The 14,725-nt window shown below is 70.9% G+C and carries 16 protein-coding genes; 7 read left to right on the top strand and 9 right to left on the bottom strand.

The window, feature by feature from the left end; translation table 11 throughout:
• The 3 genes from ACFFBG_RS11120 to ACFFBG_RS11130 all read right to left on the bottom strand — a co-directional run bounded on the left by ACFFBG_RS11120 (position 1) and on the right by ACFFBG_RS11130 (position 2,812).
• On the bottom strand, positions 1 to 993 hold the full coding sequence (locus tag ACFFBG_RS11120; protein WP_375478598.1) for an NAD-dependent epimerase/dehydratase family protein: 993 nt from the start codon (positions 991 to 993) through the stop codon (positions 1 to 3).
• A gap of 92 nt (positions 994 to 1,085) precedes the next feature.
• Positions 1,086 to 2,351 (bottom strand): MFS transporter, encoded by a 1,266-nt coding sequence (locus tag ACFFBG_RS11125; protein WP_375478600.1) that lies wholly within the window; start codon positions 2,349 to 2,351, stop codon positions 1,086 to 1,088.
• Positions 2,348 to 2,812, bottom strand: coding sequence for a MarR family winged helix-turn-helix transcriptional regulator (locus ACFFBG_RS11130; protein ID WP_375478602.1), 465 nt, complete (start codon positions 2,810 to 2,812; stop codon positions 2,348 to 2,350). Before ACFFBG_RS11130 ends, ACFFBG_RS11125 begins: the two co-directional genes overlap by 4 nt.
• Positions 2,813 to 2,937: 125 nt before the next feature.
• Between ACFFBG_RS11130 and ACFFBG_RS11135 the strand changes: the two genes are divergently transcribed.
• Entirely contained in the window at positions 2,938 to 3,168 is a 231-nt protein-coding gene (locus tag ACFFBG_RS11135; protein ID WP_375478604.1) for a hypothetical protein, read from the top strand.
• A 561-nt stretch (positions 3,169 to 3,729) separates the two neighbouring features.
• Here ACFFBG_RS11135 and ACFFBG_RS11140 read toward each other — a convergent pair.
• Positions 3,730 to 4,242, bottom strand: coding sequence for a general stress protein (locus ACFFBG_RS11140; RefSeq protein WP_375478606.1), 513 nt, complete (start codon positions 4,240 to 4,242; stop codon positions 3,730 to 3,732).
• A 144-nt stretch (positions 4,243 to 4,386) separates the two neighbouring features.
• Here ACFFBG_RS11140 and ACFFBG_RS11145 point away from each other — a divergent pair, with 144 nt between their 5' ends.
• The 4 genes from ACFFBG_RS11145 to folP all read left to right on the top strand — a co-directional run bounded on the left by ACFFBG_RS11145 (position 4,387) and on the right by folP (position 8,279).
• Positions 4,387 to 5,742, top strand: a complete 1,356-nt coding sequence (locus ACFFBG_RS11145) for an aminopeptidase (protein ID WP_375478608.1) — start codon at positions 4,387 to 4,389, stop codon at positions 5,740 to 5,742.
• 93 nt (positions 5,743 to 5,835) lie between these two features.
• Positions 5,836 to 6,186, top strand: a complete 351-nt coding sequence (locus tag ACFFBG_RS11150) for a GlsB/YeaQ/YmgE family stress response membrane protein (RefSeq protein WP_375478610.1) — start codon at positions 5,836 to 5,838, stop codon at positions 6,184 to 6,186.
• Between the two features lie 165 nt (positions 6,187 to 6,351).
• The gene (locus ACFFBG_RS11155; RefSeq protein ID WP_375478612.1) at positions 6,352 to 7,335 is read left to right on the top strand and encodes a GGDEF domain-containing protein; all 984 of its coding nucleotides are present in this window, start codon (positions 6,352 to 6,354) and stop codon (positions 7,333 to 7,335) included.
• A 35-nt stretch (positions 7,336 to 7,370) separates the two neighbouring features.
• Positions 7,371 to 8,279, top strand: coding sequence for a dihydropteroate synthase (gene folP / locus ACFFBG_RS11160; protein WP_375478614.1), 909 nt, complete (start codon positions 7,371 to 7,373; stop codon positions 8,277 to 8,279).
• On the opposite strand, the gene ACFFBG_RS11165 is transcribed toward folP, so the two are convergent.
• From ACFFBG_RS11165 to ACFFBG_RS11185, 5 genes are all read right to left on the bottom strand, one after another.
• Positions 8,247 to 8,570, bottom strand: coding sequence for a hypothetical protein (locus tag ACFFBG_RS11165; protein ID WP_375478616.1), 324 nt, complete (start codon positions 8,568 to 8,570; stop codon positions 8,247 to 8,249). The two genes, folP and ACFFBG_RS11165, sit on opposite strands and share 33 nt — an antisense overlap.
• A gap of 65 nt (positions 8,571 to 8,635) precedes the next feature.
• Positions 8,636 to 9,259 carry a TetR/AcrR family transcriptional regulator gene (locus ACFFBG_RS11170; protein ID WP_375478617.1) on the bottom strand — a complete coding sequence of 208 codons (624 nt, stop codon included), beginning with the start codon at positions 9,257 to 9,259 and terminating at the stop codon, positions 8,636 to 8,638.
• Between the two features lie 37 nt (positions 9,260 to 9,296).
• Complete coding sequence (locus tag ACFFBG_RS11175) at positions 9,297 to 10,766, bottom strand: MFS transporter (RefSeq protein WP_375478619.1); 1,470 nt, start codon at positions 10,764 to 10,766, stop codon at positions 9,297 to 9,299.
• An 85-nt stretch (positions 10,767 to 10,851) separates the two neighbouring features.
• Entirely contained in the window at positions 10,852 to 12,315 is a 1,464-nt protein-coding gene (locus ACFFBG_RS11180) for an IPT/TIG domain-containing protein (RefSeq protein WP_375478621.1), read from the bottom strand.
• A 158-nt stretch (positions 12,316 to 12,473) separates the two neighbouring features.
• Positions 12,474 to 12,686, bottom strand: a complete 213-nt coding sequence (locus ACFFBG_RS11185) for a hypothetical protein (protein WP_375478623.1) — start codon at positions 12,684 to 12,686, stop codon at positions 12,474 to 12,476.
• A gap of 191 nt (positions 12,687 to 12,877) precedes the next feature.
• On the opposite strand from ACFFBG_RS11185, the gene ACFFBG_RS11190 reads away from it, so the two are divergent.
• The gene (locus ACFFBG_RS11190) at positions 12,878 to 14,038 is read left to right on the top strand and encodes a sensor histidine kinase (protein WP_375478625.1); all 1,161 of its coding nucleotides are present in this window, start codon (positions 12,878 to 12,880) and stop codon (positions 14,036 to 14,038) included.
• A complete protein-coding gene (locus ACFFBG_RS11195; RefSeq protein WP_375478627.1) occupies positions 14,035 to 14,697 on the top strand; it encodes a response regulator in 663 nt (220 codons plus the stop codon). Before ACFFBG_RS11190 ends, ACFFBG_RS11195 begins: the two co-directional genes overlap by 4 nt.
• Positions 14,698 to 14,725: the final 28 nt, after the last annotated feature.

Consider the following 14,725-nt stretch of genomic DNA (forward strand, 5'->3'; position numbering starts at 1 on the left):
TCAGCTGCCGGCGACCATGGCGGCCAGGGTGTCGGCGCTGCTGTGCGCCGGACGCCAACCCAGCTGCGCTCGCGCCCGCCGGGTGTCCATCAGCACCGGCGTCCGGGCGACGTGGATCCACTCGGCCGCGGCCGGCACCAGCGGCAGCCGGGCGAGCAGCGCAGACGCCGCAGTCGCGGTCGCCGCCGGCACCCGCAGCGACCGCGTGCCAGTCGCGTGCGCCACGTCGGTGAGCGAGATCGTGCCGTCCGCGGCGAGGTTGTAGGCGCCGGGCGCCCCCGCGCCGGTGGCGGCGAGCGCGATGGCGTCGGCGACGTCGTCGTGGTGCACGAGTTGCAGCGGCACGCCCGGGTCGGGCAGCAACGGCAGCAGGCCCTGTGCGGTGGCCAAGACCGCGCGCAACGGGGCGGGCGCCCTATCGGCCAGCTGCCGCCAGGGCATCGAGTCCCGCAGCGCGGTGGCCTTGGGCCCGGCGACGATGCACGGCCGCAGCACGTACACGTCCAGCTCGGCGCCGTCGGTCAGCTCCCGCAGCGCTTGTTCGCACTCGGCCTTCTGTGCCGAGTAATAGTGCTCGGCCGAGCCGCGGGTCGGCACGTCCTCGGTCAGCGGCGAGGGGTTGTCCGCGTGATAGCCGTAGGCCGCCACGGACGACGTGTACACCAGCCGGCGCGGGCGGGGCGCCTCGACGGTGGCCGCGAAGACGTTGCGCGTGCCGTCGAGGTTGACTCGGCGGCTCTCCGCGCGCGAGCCCATGATCACGTAGGCGAGGTGCACGACGACGTCGGCGTCGGCCACCAGGTCATCGACGGCGTCGCGGTCGAGGATGTCGCCGCGGCGGTATTCGGCCTTCGTCCAGCCGTGCGCGGCCGGGTCGAACTCGCGCCGGGCCATCCCGATGACGCGCTCCACCTCGTCGCGCTGTTCGAGCGCGGTCACCGCCGAGACGCCGATCTCGCCGGTCGGGCCCGTCACCGCGACCGTCAGGCCCATGTCCGCATCCCCCGCTCGCCCGCCGACGCCGATGGCGTCAGTGGCGTCAGCCTGCCCGACGCTCCCTGCCGGGAAACCGGGCGCGCCGAGCGTCAGTCGGCGACGGCCGCGAGCTGCGGCGCCGGTTGCTTCGCACCCGCCGAGCGGCGGTCGGTGCGCACCACCACGACGCCACCGACGGCCGCCGCCACGACGCAGGCGATCGCGCCGAGCGCGAGGCCGGCGCGGCCACCGAGCCCGTCCGCGACCCAGCCGGCGATCGGGCCGCCGATCGGCGTCGAGCCCAGGAACGCGACCGCCCACAAGGCCATCACCCGGCCGCGCATGCTCGGGTCGGCCGCGAGCTGCAGGGTCGAGTTGCCCCTCGACAGGAAGCCCACGCTCGCCGCGCCGACGAACGCGAGCGCGATCAGCTCGAGCCACAGCGTCCAGGCCAGCGCGGCCACCGTCAGCAGCACGCCGAAGACGAGCGCCGACATCGTCAAGGAACGCAGGCCGGTGCGGCCGCGGGCGGCGACGAACAGGCCGCCGACCACGGCGCCGACGCCCATCGCGGCCGTCATGAACCCGTACGCCGTCGACCCGCCGTGGAACGTCTTGTCCGCGACGACCGGCAGGACGACCTGGAACTCGTAGGCGAGGCAGCCCACCAACGCCATCATCAGCAGTGGGCCGCCGAGGTCGGGGGTTCGGGCGACATAACGCAGCCCGTCGCGCACCTGGCGCTTCGCGCGCGGCGCAGGCGTGCTGGGGCTCAACTTGGCGACGTCCAGCCGCGTCAGCGACACGACGACCGCGATGAAGCTAACCGCGTTGATCAGGAAGCAGATGCCCGTCCCGCCGACGGCGATGATGACGCCAGCTATCGCTGGCCCGACGGCGCGGGCGGCGTTGACAAGCACGGAGTTCAGGCTGACGGCGTTGCGCAGCTCGGCCGGCCCGACCATCTCGAGCACGAACGACTGACGGGCCGGATTCTCGAAGGTGTTGTTCAGGCCGAGCAGCAAGGCGAGGACGTACACCTGCCACAGCTGCACGGAATGGGTGACCGTCAACAGGCCGAGCACCAGGGCGAGGACGCCCATCATCGACTGCAGCCCGATCATCAGCCGCCGCTTGTCGACGCGGTCGGCGACCACTCCCCCGTACGGACCGAGCAGCATGATCGGCAGCGTCTGCAGCGCGACGACGAAGCCGAGCGCCGAGCCGGATCCGCTGAGCTGCAGGACCAGCCAGGACTGCGCGACCGTCTGCATCCAGGTGCCGATCATCGACACCGCCTGGCCGGTGAAATAGCGGCGAAAGTTGCGGTTCGCGAGTGAGGAGAACGTCTGCCGGCCCAGCTGCGCCGCAGTCACCGGCCGACCAGCGCGTCGGCGGGGCGGACGGCGGCGAGCATCGCCTCGGCCAGCGACTCCAGCGCCGGCACGGCGTGCGCCAGCGCTGCGACGTGTTCGTCGGGCAGGCCGGCAAGCCGCTCGGCGAACAGCTTGGTCCGTTGCCGGCGCAGCCTGCTGTGCAGCCGGGCGCCGTCCGCGGTGATGGCGACGCTGACGCCGCGCCGGTCGTCGGCCAGCTGGCTGCGCAAGACCAGGCCCTGCGCCTCGAGTTTGCCGACGATGCGCGAGAGCATCGTCGGGTTGACGCCCTCGACGTCGGCGAGCTCGCTCATCCGCACCGACTTTGCGCGGGCGACTGAGCCGAGCACGGACAGCTGGCTGCGGGTCATGCCGTCGCCGGCGACCTGCCGGTCGACCTGGCGGGCGATCCGGCCGAGCGCGATGCGCAGCCGGACGATGTCCTCTTCAGCGATCATCATCGACCGCCTCCTGTCATTACTTGCCTGTCGGCAAGCATACACCGGTGGCGAGGATTGCGTCCGCGGGTCTGCGGGTAGGCACGCGGGACACGATGTGGCCGCCGGATACCCGACTCGGCGCGCGGATGAGCGATCAGGGAGGACGAGGCGACATGTGGCTGTTCCTGTCCCGCCGGCTGCGGATGTGGCTGCTGCTCGCGATCGGCCTGCCGCTCGCCCGGGCGGTCGTGCACCGGTTGGCGGTCGCGGCCGCCAGCCGAAACCCGCAAGCGCGTCCCGCTCGGGTGCTCGGCAGCGCCGACTCCGCGTTGACGCGCTTCACCGAGCGCACCCGGCGGCGCAGCCGTAAGCGCTGAGTCACCACCGCGATCGCCCGGTGGCTGGCCTCCCGTGCGCCGGCATCCAGAGCAACACGCATGTGTCCGGCCCAGAACATGCGGAAGCCCCGGTGAGCGGGGGATTCACCGGGGCTTCCGACACTTGGTGCTGACTGCGACGAGCGGGGGACCGCCGCAGCTGGTTCGTCGCCGGTGAGGAGCTCGGGTGAGCGGGGGATCCACCCGATTTCCTCGATATTTGTTGGCGACAAGCCAATCATGCAACGACCGGCGACGTAAAGTCAAGGTGAAGTGCTGACTACTTTCAGATCATCGAATAACAGGACTTAGGTCCTCAACTCACGCCCAGCTCACACTGACTTAATGGACTGTCGGCCGGCCGGCGGGGCATCTGAGCGATCGACGGCGCGAACACCGCTTCCCAACGAGTGACCCGTCGTCCATCCACGAGTTGTCCGCGCGTCGCCGGTCCAGACGCCGTTCCAGCGAGGACAACTCGCGCTGCGGCTGAGCGGCGTGCCTCCGCAGCTCGTGCGAACTACCGGTCTGGCACGCAGTCAAGCGATTGGCCGGCGCCGCTCACTCGACGTGGAGCAGGCCCGCCTGCTGCAGGCCGCTGCGCGCCGCGTCGGCGTAGCCGTCGCGGGCCACCAGGTCGTATCGCGTCGCGACCAGCGATCGCGCCGAGGCGAAGTCGCGCGCTCCGCGGGTGGCGGCGTGGCCGAAGAAGCCGAACAGGCCGCCCCAGGCCGTGCCGATGAGCAATCCGGCGACGAGCAAACCGGCCCACGCGCCATTGGTGAAGATCCCGAGCAGCAGGCCCATCAACAGACCGAACCAGGCGCCGCTCGCCGCGCCTGCCGCTGCCGCGCGGCCCTTGGTCAGGCGGCCGGTGACCCGCTCCACCAGGCGCAGGTCGGAACCGATGATGTCGAGGTGCTCCACGGGGAAGCCGTCATCGGACAGCCGGTCGACCGCCCGTTGGGCGGCGGCGTACTCGTCGTAGCTCGCGACGGTGTTCCAAGCGAGGTGCGCGGCGTCGAGCCGCGGCTCGGCGGAGTGGGACGGGAAGGCGTTGAGCGACGCGCTCATGCAGATCATCTCCAAGGTCTCGCAACCATCATCGACACAACGCCTGGGCGGGGTCTTGGCATTTCCTGTGTGCCCGCTCAGCGCGTCGTGTCGATGCGGCGCCGGAGTTTGACGTGCGTCGGGACGGGCGGCGACGCTGGCACCATGCCGCCGCCCAACGACGCCACGCCTGCCGAGCCGGCCGCTATCCAGGCCGCCGAGCCGCCCGCCGCCAAGCCCGCCGCCGACGTGCCGGCCACCCGGCCGCCGGCCGCCCCGTCTGCTGTGCGCGAGCCGCTCGACGCGCTGATCGAGGCGTACGCGACGCTCGTGGTCCGGGTCGGGGTGAACGTCCAGCTCGGCCAGCGCGTCGTGATCCGCGGCATGGTCGAGCACGCGCCGGTGGCTCGCGCGATCGCCGCGGCCGCGTACCGCGTCGGCGCGAGCCATGTGTCGATCGACTACACCGACCCCGTCCTCACCCGCGCCGCCGTCGACTACGCGCCGCGCGAGCAGTTGGGCCGGGTGCTCCCCCATCAGCTCGAGGGCGTGCGCGCCTGGCGGGAAGATCGGCCGGCGTTGATCTCGCTGACCGGCAACCCGCACCCGACGCTGATGGACGGCGCGGATCCGGCTCGCCTCGCAGACTCCATGCCGCTCGCGATGATCAAGGAGTTCCTGCCGATCGTCTCCTCCAATCTCGTGGCCTGGACGGTGGTGGGCGCGCCGAACCCGGCCTGGGCGCAGACGGTGTTCGGCGAGCCGGACGTCGACCGGCTGTGGCGGGCGGTCGCGATGGCGATGCGCCTCGACCAGGAAGACCCGGTCGACGCGTGGCGCCAGCACCTGGCCAAGCTCGCGCTGCGCCGCGACCTGCTCAACGCGCGCGGCTTCGACCGCATCCGCTTCCACGGTCCCGGCACCGATCTGACCGTCGGCCTGACGCCGTCCTCGCGCTGGATGTCCGGCGGCATGCCGAACGCCGACGGCGTCGAGTTCGTGGCGAACATGCCGACCGAGGAAGTGTTCACAGCGCCGGACTGGCGACGCGCGGACGGCGCGCTGTCGACGACCGCGCCGTTCTTCCTCATGACGGTGAACACGCTCGTCGACGGGTTGAAGCTCGAGTTCGGGGACGGCGAGATCCGCGCCGCGTCGGCCACTCGCGGGGAGGACGCGGTGCACGCGCAGCTCGAGCGGATCCCGCGCGCGCGGCATCTCGGCGAGGTGGCGATCGTCGACGGCGATTCGGCCGTCCGGCGCACCGGCCTGACCTACAGCGACATGCTCTTCGACGAGAACATCGGCTCGCACGTCGCATGGGGCAATGGCTACCCCACGACGTTCGAGCGGGGCACCGAGCTGTCGCCGGAGCAGCGGATCGAGTCCGGGCTGAACCAGTCGAACACGCACATCGACGTCGTCGTCGGCAGTCCGGAGGTGGAGATCGACGGACTCGGCGTCGACGGCCAGCCGGTGCCGATCACCCGCGGGGACGTGTTCGTGCTCGACACGGCCTGACGCACGCCCGGCCGCGTCGGCCGCGTCGGCCGAAAGTCGCGAGCACGTCGCCGACGGCCGCGACCGCACAGCGCCACGACGTAGCGTTGGGCCATGCTGCTCGTGATCCTCGCGGTCCTGATCCTGCTGCTCATCGTGCTGCCGCTCATCGGCTACACGATCTGGACGCTGCTCAGCGTCGCCGTGGTCGGCTTGATAATCGGCGGCCTCGCGCGCCTTGTGTTGCCCGGCCGGCAGAACATCAGCGTGCTCGCGACGATCCTGCTCGGCTGGATCGGCTCGCTGCTCGGCGGCTTCGTCGGCTACCGACTGCTGCATGTCAGCCGCTTTCCGACCGTGCTGCTTGAGATCGCCGCCGCTGCGGTCCTGGTCGCCCTGTACAGCGGTACGGCCGGCGCTCGCGCCAGCTCGTGGTCGTCCCTTCCGCAACGTCGTCGCTGGTAGTCAGCGATCGGATCGTTCGAGGGATGGGCGAACGTCCGCGCCGTCGTCATCGACATCGGTGAATTTCCATGACCTTTCAGCCATCATGGTTTCGGCGTCGGCTGCCGATCAGAAGTACAGGCCGACACGAACACCGAAGGACCGTTGGTCGACCAGAAGAAGGGAATGCAGGTGGAGCTCAGCTCGACAGCCGAGAGCGCGGGCACCAACTTCGCCGCGGCCTCGCAGCAGGTGCTGGCCTATCTGCAGGAGCACGTCCCGATGGGCCTGTGGTCGGTGACCAGGGTCGAGAACGACCGGCAGACCTACCTTTACCTCGGCGAGAACGAGTACGGCCTGCAGCAAGGCGGCAGCCACGCCTGGCAGGACTCCTACTGCGTGCACATGGTCGCCGGCGCCGGCCCGCGCATCGCGACGGACGCGGCCGCGATCGAGGTCTACGCCCAGGCGCCGGTGAACGAGGTCATCGACATCGGCGCCTATGCCGGGATGCCGATCGTCGACGCGGACGGCTCGTTGTTCGGCGCGATCTGCGGCCTGGACCCGGCCTGTCGACCTGACCTCGCCGAGCACGAACCGCTGCTGGCGATGCTGAGCAACGTGCTGCACATCGTGCTCACCGGCGACCGGGCGCTGGCCGACGCGGAGCACGTCTCCCGCTCCATCCGCACCGAGGCGACGACCGACCCGCTCACCGGCGTCCCCAACCGGCGCGGGTGGCAGGAGGCGCTCGCGCGCCTCGACGCCGAGTACGGCGACTACGCTGACCCGACCGTCGTGATCATCGTCGACCTGGACGGTCTCAAACAGGTCAACGACGGGCCCGGCGGCCACGCCGCGGGCGACGCGCTGCTGTGCACCGCGGCGCAGGTGATGCGCGCGAATACCCGCGACCGCGATTACCTGGCCCGCATCGGCGGCGACGAGTTCGGCATCGTCCTCGCGAACTGCCCGACCACGCTGGCCCCAGTGCTCGCCGAGCGGCTCGCCGACGCGCTCGCCGCGGCTGGCGCGCCCGCATCGATCGGTTGGGCGCCCCTCGTTCCGGACGGGACGTGCCACACCGCTGTACGGCAGGCAGACCAGGCCATGTACGCGGTCAAACGCACGCGCAGCGCGCGCACCGGCGCGACTCTCGCCAGCGGCTGAGCGGGCCGCGCCGGCCCCGTTGCTAGCGTGAGGTGGTGGCCGCTCCGACGCTGCTTGTCCGCGGCCGCAGCATCGAGGTGCGGAGCACGCTCGTGATGGGCGTCGTCAACGCGAGCCAAAATTCGTTCTCCGACGCCGGCCGCTACCGCACCCTCGACGACCGGCTCCGGCTGGCCGACGCGCTCGTGGCCGCCGGCGCCGACGTGATCGACGTCGGCGGGCAGTCCGCGATCACCGGCCTGCCAGAGACCGACGCCGCCGAGGAGCGCGACAGCGTCGTGCCGATCGTCGAGTGGATCGCCGAACGACACCCCGATGTGCTGGTCAGCGTCGACACGTACAAGCCGCTCGTCGCCGAGGCGGTCATCGCGGCTGGCGCGTCGATCATCAACGACGTCAGCGGCCTGCTCTACCCGCAGATCGCGACGCTGTGCGCGGCGGCGCAGATCGCCTTGGTCGTCATGCACACCCGCGCGCGGCCCAAAACGTCGCTGCAGGATCCGGACTTCTACGCAGACGTCGCCGCCGACGTCGTGGACTTTCTCGCCGAGCGAATGCGGCACGCCGAGCAACTGGGCGTGCCGCGCGAATCGATCATCCTCGATCCGGGACCCGACTTCGGCAAGACGCCGCACCAGACGATCGAGGTCATGCGGCGGCTGGGCGACGTCCGCGCCCTCGGCCGGCCGGTGTTGCTGGCGATCTCGAGGAAGGACTTCCTCGGGGCGATCACGAGCACCGCGCCGGCGCAGCGCGGGCCGGCGACGCTCGCCGCGCTCGCGCACTTCGCAGTCGAGCCGGGCAACATCGTCCGGGTCCACGACGTCGCCGGCGCGGTCGACGTCGTGAAGACCATCGACGTGCTCACCGGCCGGGCCGAGGTGCGAGCCGACTATCAGCTTCCGGATCGTCTACGGCACGAGCCGTCGTCTGACAGGCGGTGACAGGCCCGCGGAGATCTCCATTCCGTCATGAGCGGACGACGTGCGCCCGCACGCGGGTCCGACCTCGTCCGGCCAACCCTGCCGCTGCGCGTAGTGCAGCATCGCGGCGAAGCCGGTCTGCCACTCGGGGACTGTCGCCGCCTGCCTGGCGCGCGCCTCCGTGTCCAGCCACGCGTGGTCGGCGCCGAGCGTGCCGAAGCCCTGCGCGCTGAGTGCGGCTGCGGCGTCGGCATCGCCGACATCGTCGAGTCGACGTGCAGCTGGCGAAAGTTGTCCGGATCGCAGGCTCACCCGAGGTCGCTCTGCGCGAGCGGCTGGTTCGCCGAGTCGGCCCTCACCGCTCGGCGCGCCGGCGATTATTCGGCGGGCGCATCGACCGCGCCGGGGCCGCCGGCGGTGATGCGGTTGAGCTGCTGCGCGCTGAGCGGCGGCAACTGGCTGGCGCCACCCGCTCCGGAAAAGGCACGCAGTTGCAAGTCGAGGTGCCGCTGCCACGCGCGGGGCGTCACGGTCCCGCTGGACTCGACGATCCCTCGGATCGCCCAGATCGTGGCCAGGACGTCGCCGAGGGTGATGTCTGCCGCGACCTGCCCGTTCGCCTGGGCGTCGTCCAGCAACTCGGCAATGAGCCCGCGCAGCACCTCTGCGCCGCACTCGGCGGGCGCACGATCGACGAGCAGGTGGGCGTATCCGCGGTGCTTGGTGAACGCGCGACCGAGGATGAAGAGGAGGGTTCGCAGTCCCGTGCCGCTCGTTTCGGTCAAGGCCTTGCGGGCGGCGGCGACGAGATCGGTGAAGATCTGTCGAACCAACTCGTCCACCAAAGCCTCTTTGGTCGGGAAGCTGCGGTAAACGGTCCCGACGCCTACCCCGGCCCGGGAGGCGATCAGCTCGATCGTGGCGTCGGTGCCGTGCTCGTCGAGCACCTCGCGGGCCGCCGCCAGCACGCGTTCGTAGTTCCGCGCGGCGTCTCGCCGCATGGGCCTCGTTGCGGACTGGACCGGCATCAGACGCCGATCACTCGGGTTTGTCTCCGACAACCGTGCCGCCCGCGACGATCGCCAACTCGGCGTGATCCGGCTCCTCCGGCAGCTGCGCCGACCTGCCATGCGCGACCGCCGGGATCGCGGCCGCAGCGAGGGCGGCGACGACGAGCGCGGCTGCGAGCATCGCGAACCCGATTGTGTAGCCCGATTCCTTGGGCAGCCCGCTCGGTTCGATCCGCGACGTCACGATGCTCGCCATCAGCGCGGCGCCGATCGACCCGCCGATGGTGCGGATGTTCGCGTTCATGCCGCTCGCCACGCCGGTCTGCTCCGGCGGGACGGCGTGCACGATCAGGCTGGACATGGCGGAGAACGCCAGCCCGAAGCCGATTCCCATGATGGCGGTGGCCAGGAACAGCTCCCATTTCTGCTCGTGCGCGAACGCGAGCAGGGCCATCGCGACGACGCTGACGACGCAGCCGAGGATGACGACCATCTTGCCGCCGACCCGCTGCGCGAAGCGTCCCGCGTAGAGCCCGACGACGAACATCGTCACCGACGACGGAAGCAGGATCAGCCCGGACTGGGTGATCGACGCGCCGAAGCCGTAGCCCGCCGACGTCGGCGTCTGGACGAACTCGGGCAAGAACGCGAACACCGCGTACATGCCCACGCCGATCAGCAGAGCCACCAGGTTGTTCGTCCAGACGGCGCGCTTGGCCATCATCGCGAGGTCGATGAGCGGAGTGACCGCCCGGCGTTCGGACTCCGCCCACGCCCCGATGAAGACCACTGCCGCGATCAACAAGCCGATGACCTTGGCTGAGCCCCAACCCCACACCGGCGCCTGGCTCAACGCGACCAGCAGTGCCACGAGCCACGCGGACAGCAGCACGGCAGGTAGCCAGCTGATGCGACCTGGGCTGCGGACAGGCGATTCCGGCACGAAGAAGTGCGCCGCGACCGCCGCGGCCACCGTCAGAATCATCGGCAGCCAGAAGAGCCAGTGGTAGTCGAGCGCGTCCACGATCGGTCCTGCGACCACGATGCCCGCGCCCGCGCCGACGGCGGTCAACGACGCGAGCGCGCCGACCGCGCCGGACACCTTGTCCCGCGGGAACTCGTCGCGAATGATGCCGAACGCCAGCGGCAGGACGCCGCCGCCCACGCCCTGGATCACCCGGGCCACGATCATCACCGAGATGTTTGTGGCGACGGCCGCGAGCAGCGAACCGATCGCGAGCGCGACGAGGGTGATGACGAAGACGCGCTCCTTGCCGACCATGTCGCCGACCCGCCCCATGATGGGCGTGAAGATCGAGGCGGACAGCAGGTAGGCGGTCAGCACCCAGGTGACCGTGTTCTGCGTGGTGTGCAGATCGACCTGCAGCGTCGACAGCACCGGCACGACCAGGGACTGCAGCAACGCATAGGCGGCGACACCCGCTGCCAGCACCGCGAAAGTGACCTGGTGATGGACGCGCGGCGCTTCGAACTCCACGATGTTTACCTCCGTCGTAACGGAAGCAATCCTCCGCTTGCCTGAAAGACTAAGCGGAACGAGGACTCCGATTGAGTGGCTCTCGTCACCCGTTGGACCGGGCCGCGCCTGCCGTCGTCGACGTGGGCATTGGCGTCGGGGTGGGCGCGAGGTAGCGGTACTGCGCGGTGTTCGAGGTTCCGAAGGCCGAGCTCAGCACGACCGGCACGGCGCCGGGCGCGTGGGCCGGCATAGTGAGCGTCAGCCGGTTCGACCCGGCAGCCGCGAAGGAGACCGCCGCCCCGCCTACGGTCACCCGGGTGACCGTCGCCAGGTTCCGTCCGGTGACCACGACCTGGTTGCCGCCGGCGGCCGGGCCCTGGCTCGTCGACAGCGCCGAGATCTGCGGCGCCCCGACGTAGGTCAGCCTTTGCTTGGCGCTTCCCCAGGCGTTGGACACGGTGACGGAGACCCGGCCCGCGGCGTGCGCGGGCGCCTTCACGACGAGTTCGGTGGCGGTGCGTTTCGTGAACGAGTAGACCATCGCCCCGCCGACAGACACCGACGTGGCTTTGGCGAGCCCGGCGCCGCGGATCGTGACCGCCTGGCCGTCGACCCCGACCTGAGCGGTCATCGCCGTGAGGCGTGGAATGGCGCCCTGCCGGCCGGTGGACATCGGCCGAACCGCGCCCCGGTAACGCCCGCTGTTCGCGATGACGTCGACGAGCCGGGACCTCATGACTGTCGTGCCGCTCTGCTCGGCCTGGATCACCATCCCGTGGCCCTGGTAGACGGCGACGTGGCCGATGCCGTTGGCGAGGTAGCCGGAGAAGAACACGAGGTCGCCGGGCATCAACTGCCCGATCGTCGGGTGGAACCGGCCGGCCTGGTTGTGTTGGGTCGCGGCGTAGTGGGCGAGGTGCTTGTACGGCGACCAGGAGTACAGCGCCAGACCTGAGCAGTCGAAGCCGATGACGTGGCAGTCGAGGTCGCCGCCGTTGTGCGCGCAGACCCCGGTGGTCGGGCCGGCGCCGCTGCCGCCGGCCCAGGAGTACGGCACGCCAAGCCAGGACCTGGCGCGCCGGAGCGCCGTGGCGCCCATCGCGGCGGTCCAGCGGCGGGCGTGATGGGCGGTGGCAGCATTCCGGTGCTTCGCGCGCACCTTGGCCGAGATGTGCTGCTCCTGCCGCGCTGTCAGGCCGCCCTGGATCGGGGTGTTCATCGTCGGCCGGGCAAAGGTGAACACGTTGGCCCTGGTCGCCGCCGAGGCGCCCGCCCGCGTCACGACGCGGACGTGGATCTTCGCGTAGCCGTGCCAAGGGTCGCGCACGGTCAGCCTGCGATCCGAGATCACGTGCAGCCCATAACCCGTCGCCCCGCCGAACCGGACCTTGGTGGCGCCGGTGAACCCGCGGCCGCGCACTGTGATGAGCGAACCGCCCCAGTAGGCGCCGTGATGGACGGACAGCCCCGTGACCACCGGCCGGGTGGCGGCGCCGGCCGGGGAGGAGACGGCGAGGACAGCGAGCACGGCCGTGGCGACCGACGCGGCCGCGCAGACGGCGCGCACCGACGGCTTCGTCCCGGAAAGCGTCGCACGCAGACCGGCGATTCCGGCACGCCGCGCGGTTCCTTGCACCCGATGTGAACCTGGCACTGCGCCTCCTGCGAACACCCAGCCTTCATCGGCAGGGCAGGCCGCGACCTTAGCCCGATTCGCTCACTGGGTCATGACACGTTGGCGCCGCGAACTCGGCGGGCGAGCGCGAGGACGCCGAGCGCGACCAGCGCGACACCGCCGACGACGGCAAGCAGGAAGAAGGCGACGCTGACGTCGTGCTTGGCCCCGCCGTGATCGGCGCCGAAGAAGACGTTTTCCAGGATGCCGATCACGACGGCGGCGAGCGCGAGCAGGGCGTAGGGGCGAATCGATCGGTCCATGGTGTCCTCCAAAGTCAGGCATTGCGGTCTGTCCGCGGCCGAGCTCAGCCAACCGGCCGGCGGCGATCACCGGATCGCCCGTGCGAACGGACCTCGCGTGGTCCTCGCGGACACACTTGTCGCCCAGCCGGCCGAGGCGGGCACGCCGGTCGGGCGATGCCTTTGCGGGCGGCGACTCGTACCTTGATGCGGTGATCTCTGCGGTCTCCTGGGTGCGCGCAGCCCGCACGCGCCGCGACGAGCTGATCGCTGGCGCCTTCACGGTGCTCTGGCTGGCTGGCGTGGTCGGCGGCCGCGTCCCGGACGGGCGAGGAGATCTGGTCGTCTTCGCCGTGTGCGGCGTGCTGATCACCGTCCCCCTCGCGTGGCGCAGACGCGCGCCGGTCGCGGTGGTGCTGGTCGTCAGCTCGGCGGCGCTCGCGCTGGCCTACTCGCGTTCGGCCGACCTGCCGATCGGAATGGTGATCGCGAGTCTCGTCGCCGGGTACTCGCTCGGCGCCTACGCGCGGGGGCGACGATCGGCGGCGGCGCTGATCGTCGCGCTGGTCCTGGTCGCCGTCGCGAACGTGCGGCACAACGACGCCGGGGTCGCCGGGCTGATCCTGACGCCGGTCGTGTTCCTGGTTGTGCCGTGGTTGGTCGGTCGTCTGGTGAGCCGGTTGCTCAGCGAACGGGCCGCGTTGCGGCGGCTCAGCGTGCAGCTCGAGCACGAGCAGCGCGAGGTGGCGCGGACATCGGTGCTGGAGGAGCGGTCCCGGATCGCGCGCGAGCTGCACGACATCGTCGCCCATTCCATCAGCGTCATGGTCGTCCAGGCGGGGGCGGCGGAGCAGTTCATCGACCCGTCCAGCCGGGCGCGCACCGCACTGGCCGACATCCGCACAACCGGGCAACAGGCGCTCGTCGAGATGCGTCACCTGCTCGGGATCCTGCGAACAGACGATCCGGACGGCTCGACATTGGCTCCTGCGCCGGGGCTCGCCGGCCTCGAGGCGCTCGCGGCGGCCGCCCGCCAGTCGGGCCTCGGGGTCACCGTCGCCGAACGCGGCGAGCGCCCCGTCCTGCCGCCGGGGGTCGACGTCGCGGCATACCGGTTGGTGCAGGAGTCCCTCAGCAACATCCGCAAACACGCCCGGGCCCGCACCGCGGCCGTCACTCTCGACTACCGGTCGACGCGCCTCACGATCGATGTCATCGACGATGGGGTCGGCGGCGTCGGCGGCTCGGGCCCGGTCGGGCACGGTCTGATTGGCATGCGCGAGAGGGTGGCGCTTTACGGCGGTCGCCTGGAATCCGGGCCTCGGGCCGAGGGCGGCTGGCGTGTGACGGCCGAACTGCCGGTCAGGCCATGATCCGGCTGTTGATCGCTGATGACCAGGCGCTCGTCCGCAGCGGGTTCGGCATGATCCTCGACGCCCAGCCCGACCTCGAGGTCGTCGGTCAGGCCGCGGACGGTGAGGAGGCGGTCGACCTAGGCCGGCGGTTGCGTCCGGACCTGGTGCTCATGGACGTGCGGATGCCCCGCCTGGATGGGATCGCCGCGACCCGCGCGCTGCTCTCGACCGCTGTCGGCGCCGGTCCGAAGATCATGATGCTCACCACCTTCGACCTGGACACCTACGTCTACGACGCGCTGCGCGCCGGTGCGAGCGGGTTCCTGCTCAAGGACGTGTCGCCGGTCGATCTCGTCCGCGCCGTCCACACCGTTCTCGCCGGTGAAGCACTGCTCGCACCAGGCATCGTGCGACGCCTCATCGACGACTTCGTCGCTCGCCCCGCACCAACCGGCGCCAGGCCTGCCGTGTTGGACGTATTGACCGAACGGGAGGTCGACGTGCTCATCGCCCTGGCGCGCGGCCTGTCAAACGCCGAGATCGCCGCCCAACTGCACCTGTCCCCCGCCACCGTCAAAACCCACGTCGCCAAGGTGCTCGCCAAGCTCGACGTCCGCGATCGCGTCCAAGCCGTCATCGCCGCCTACGAGAGCGGACTCGTCCGCCGCGGCGGTTGACCGTGTCGTCGTCACCTTCTGCCCGACG

Origin of the sequence: uncultured Jatrophihabitans sp., assembly GCF_964251945.1 — a bacterium.
Taxonomy (GTDB): Bacteria; Actinomycetota; Actinomycetes; order Mycobacteriales; family Jatrophihabitantaceae; genus Jatrophihabitans.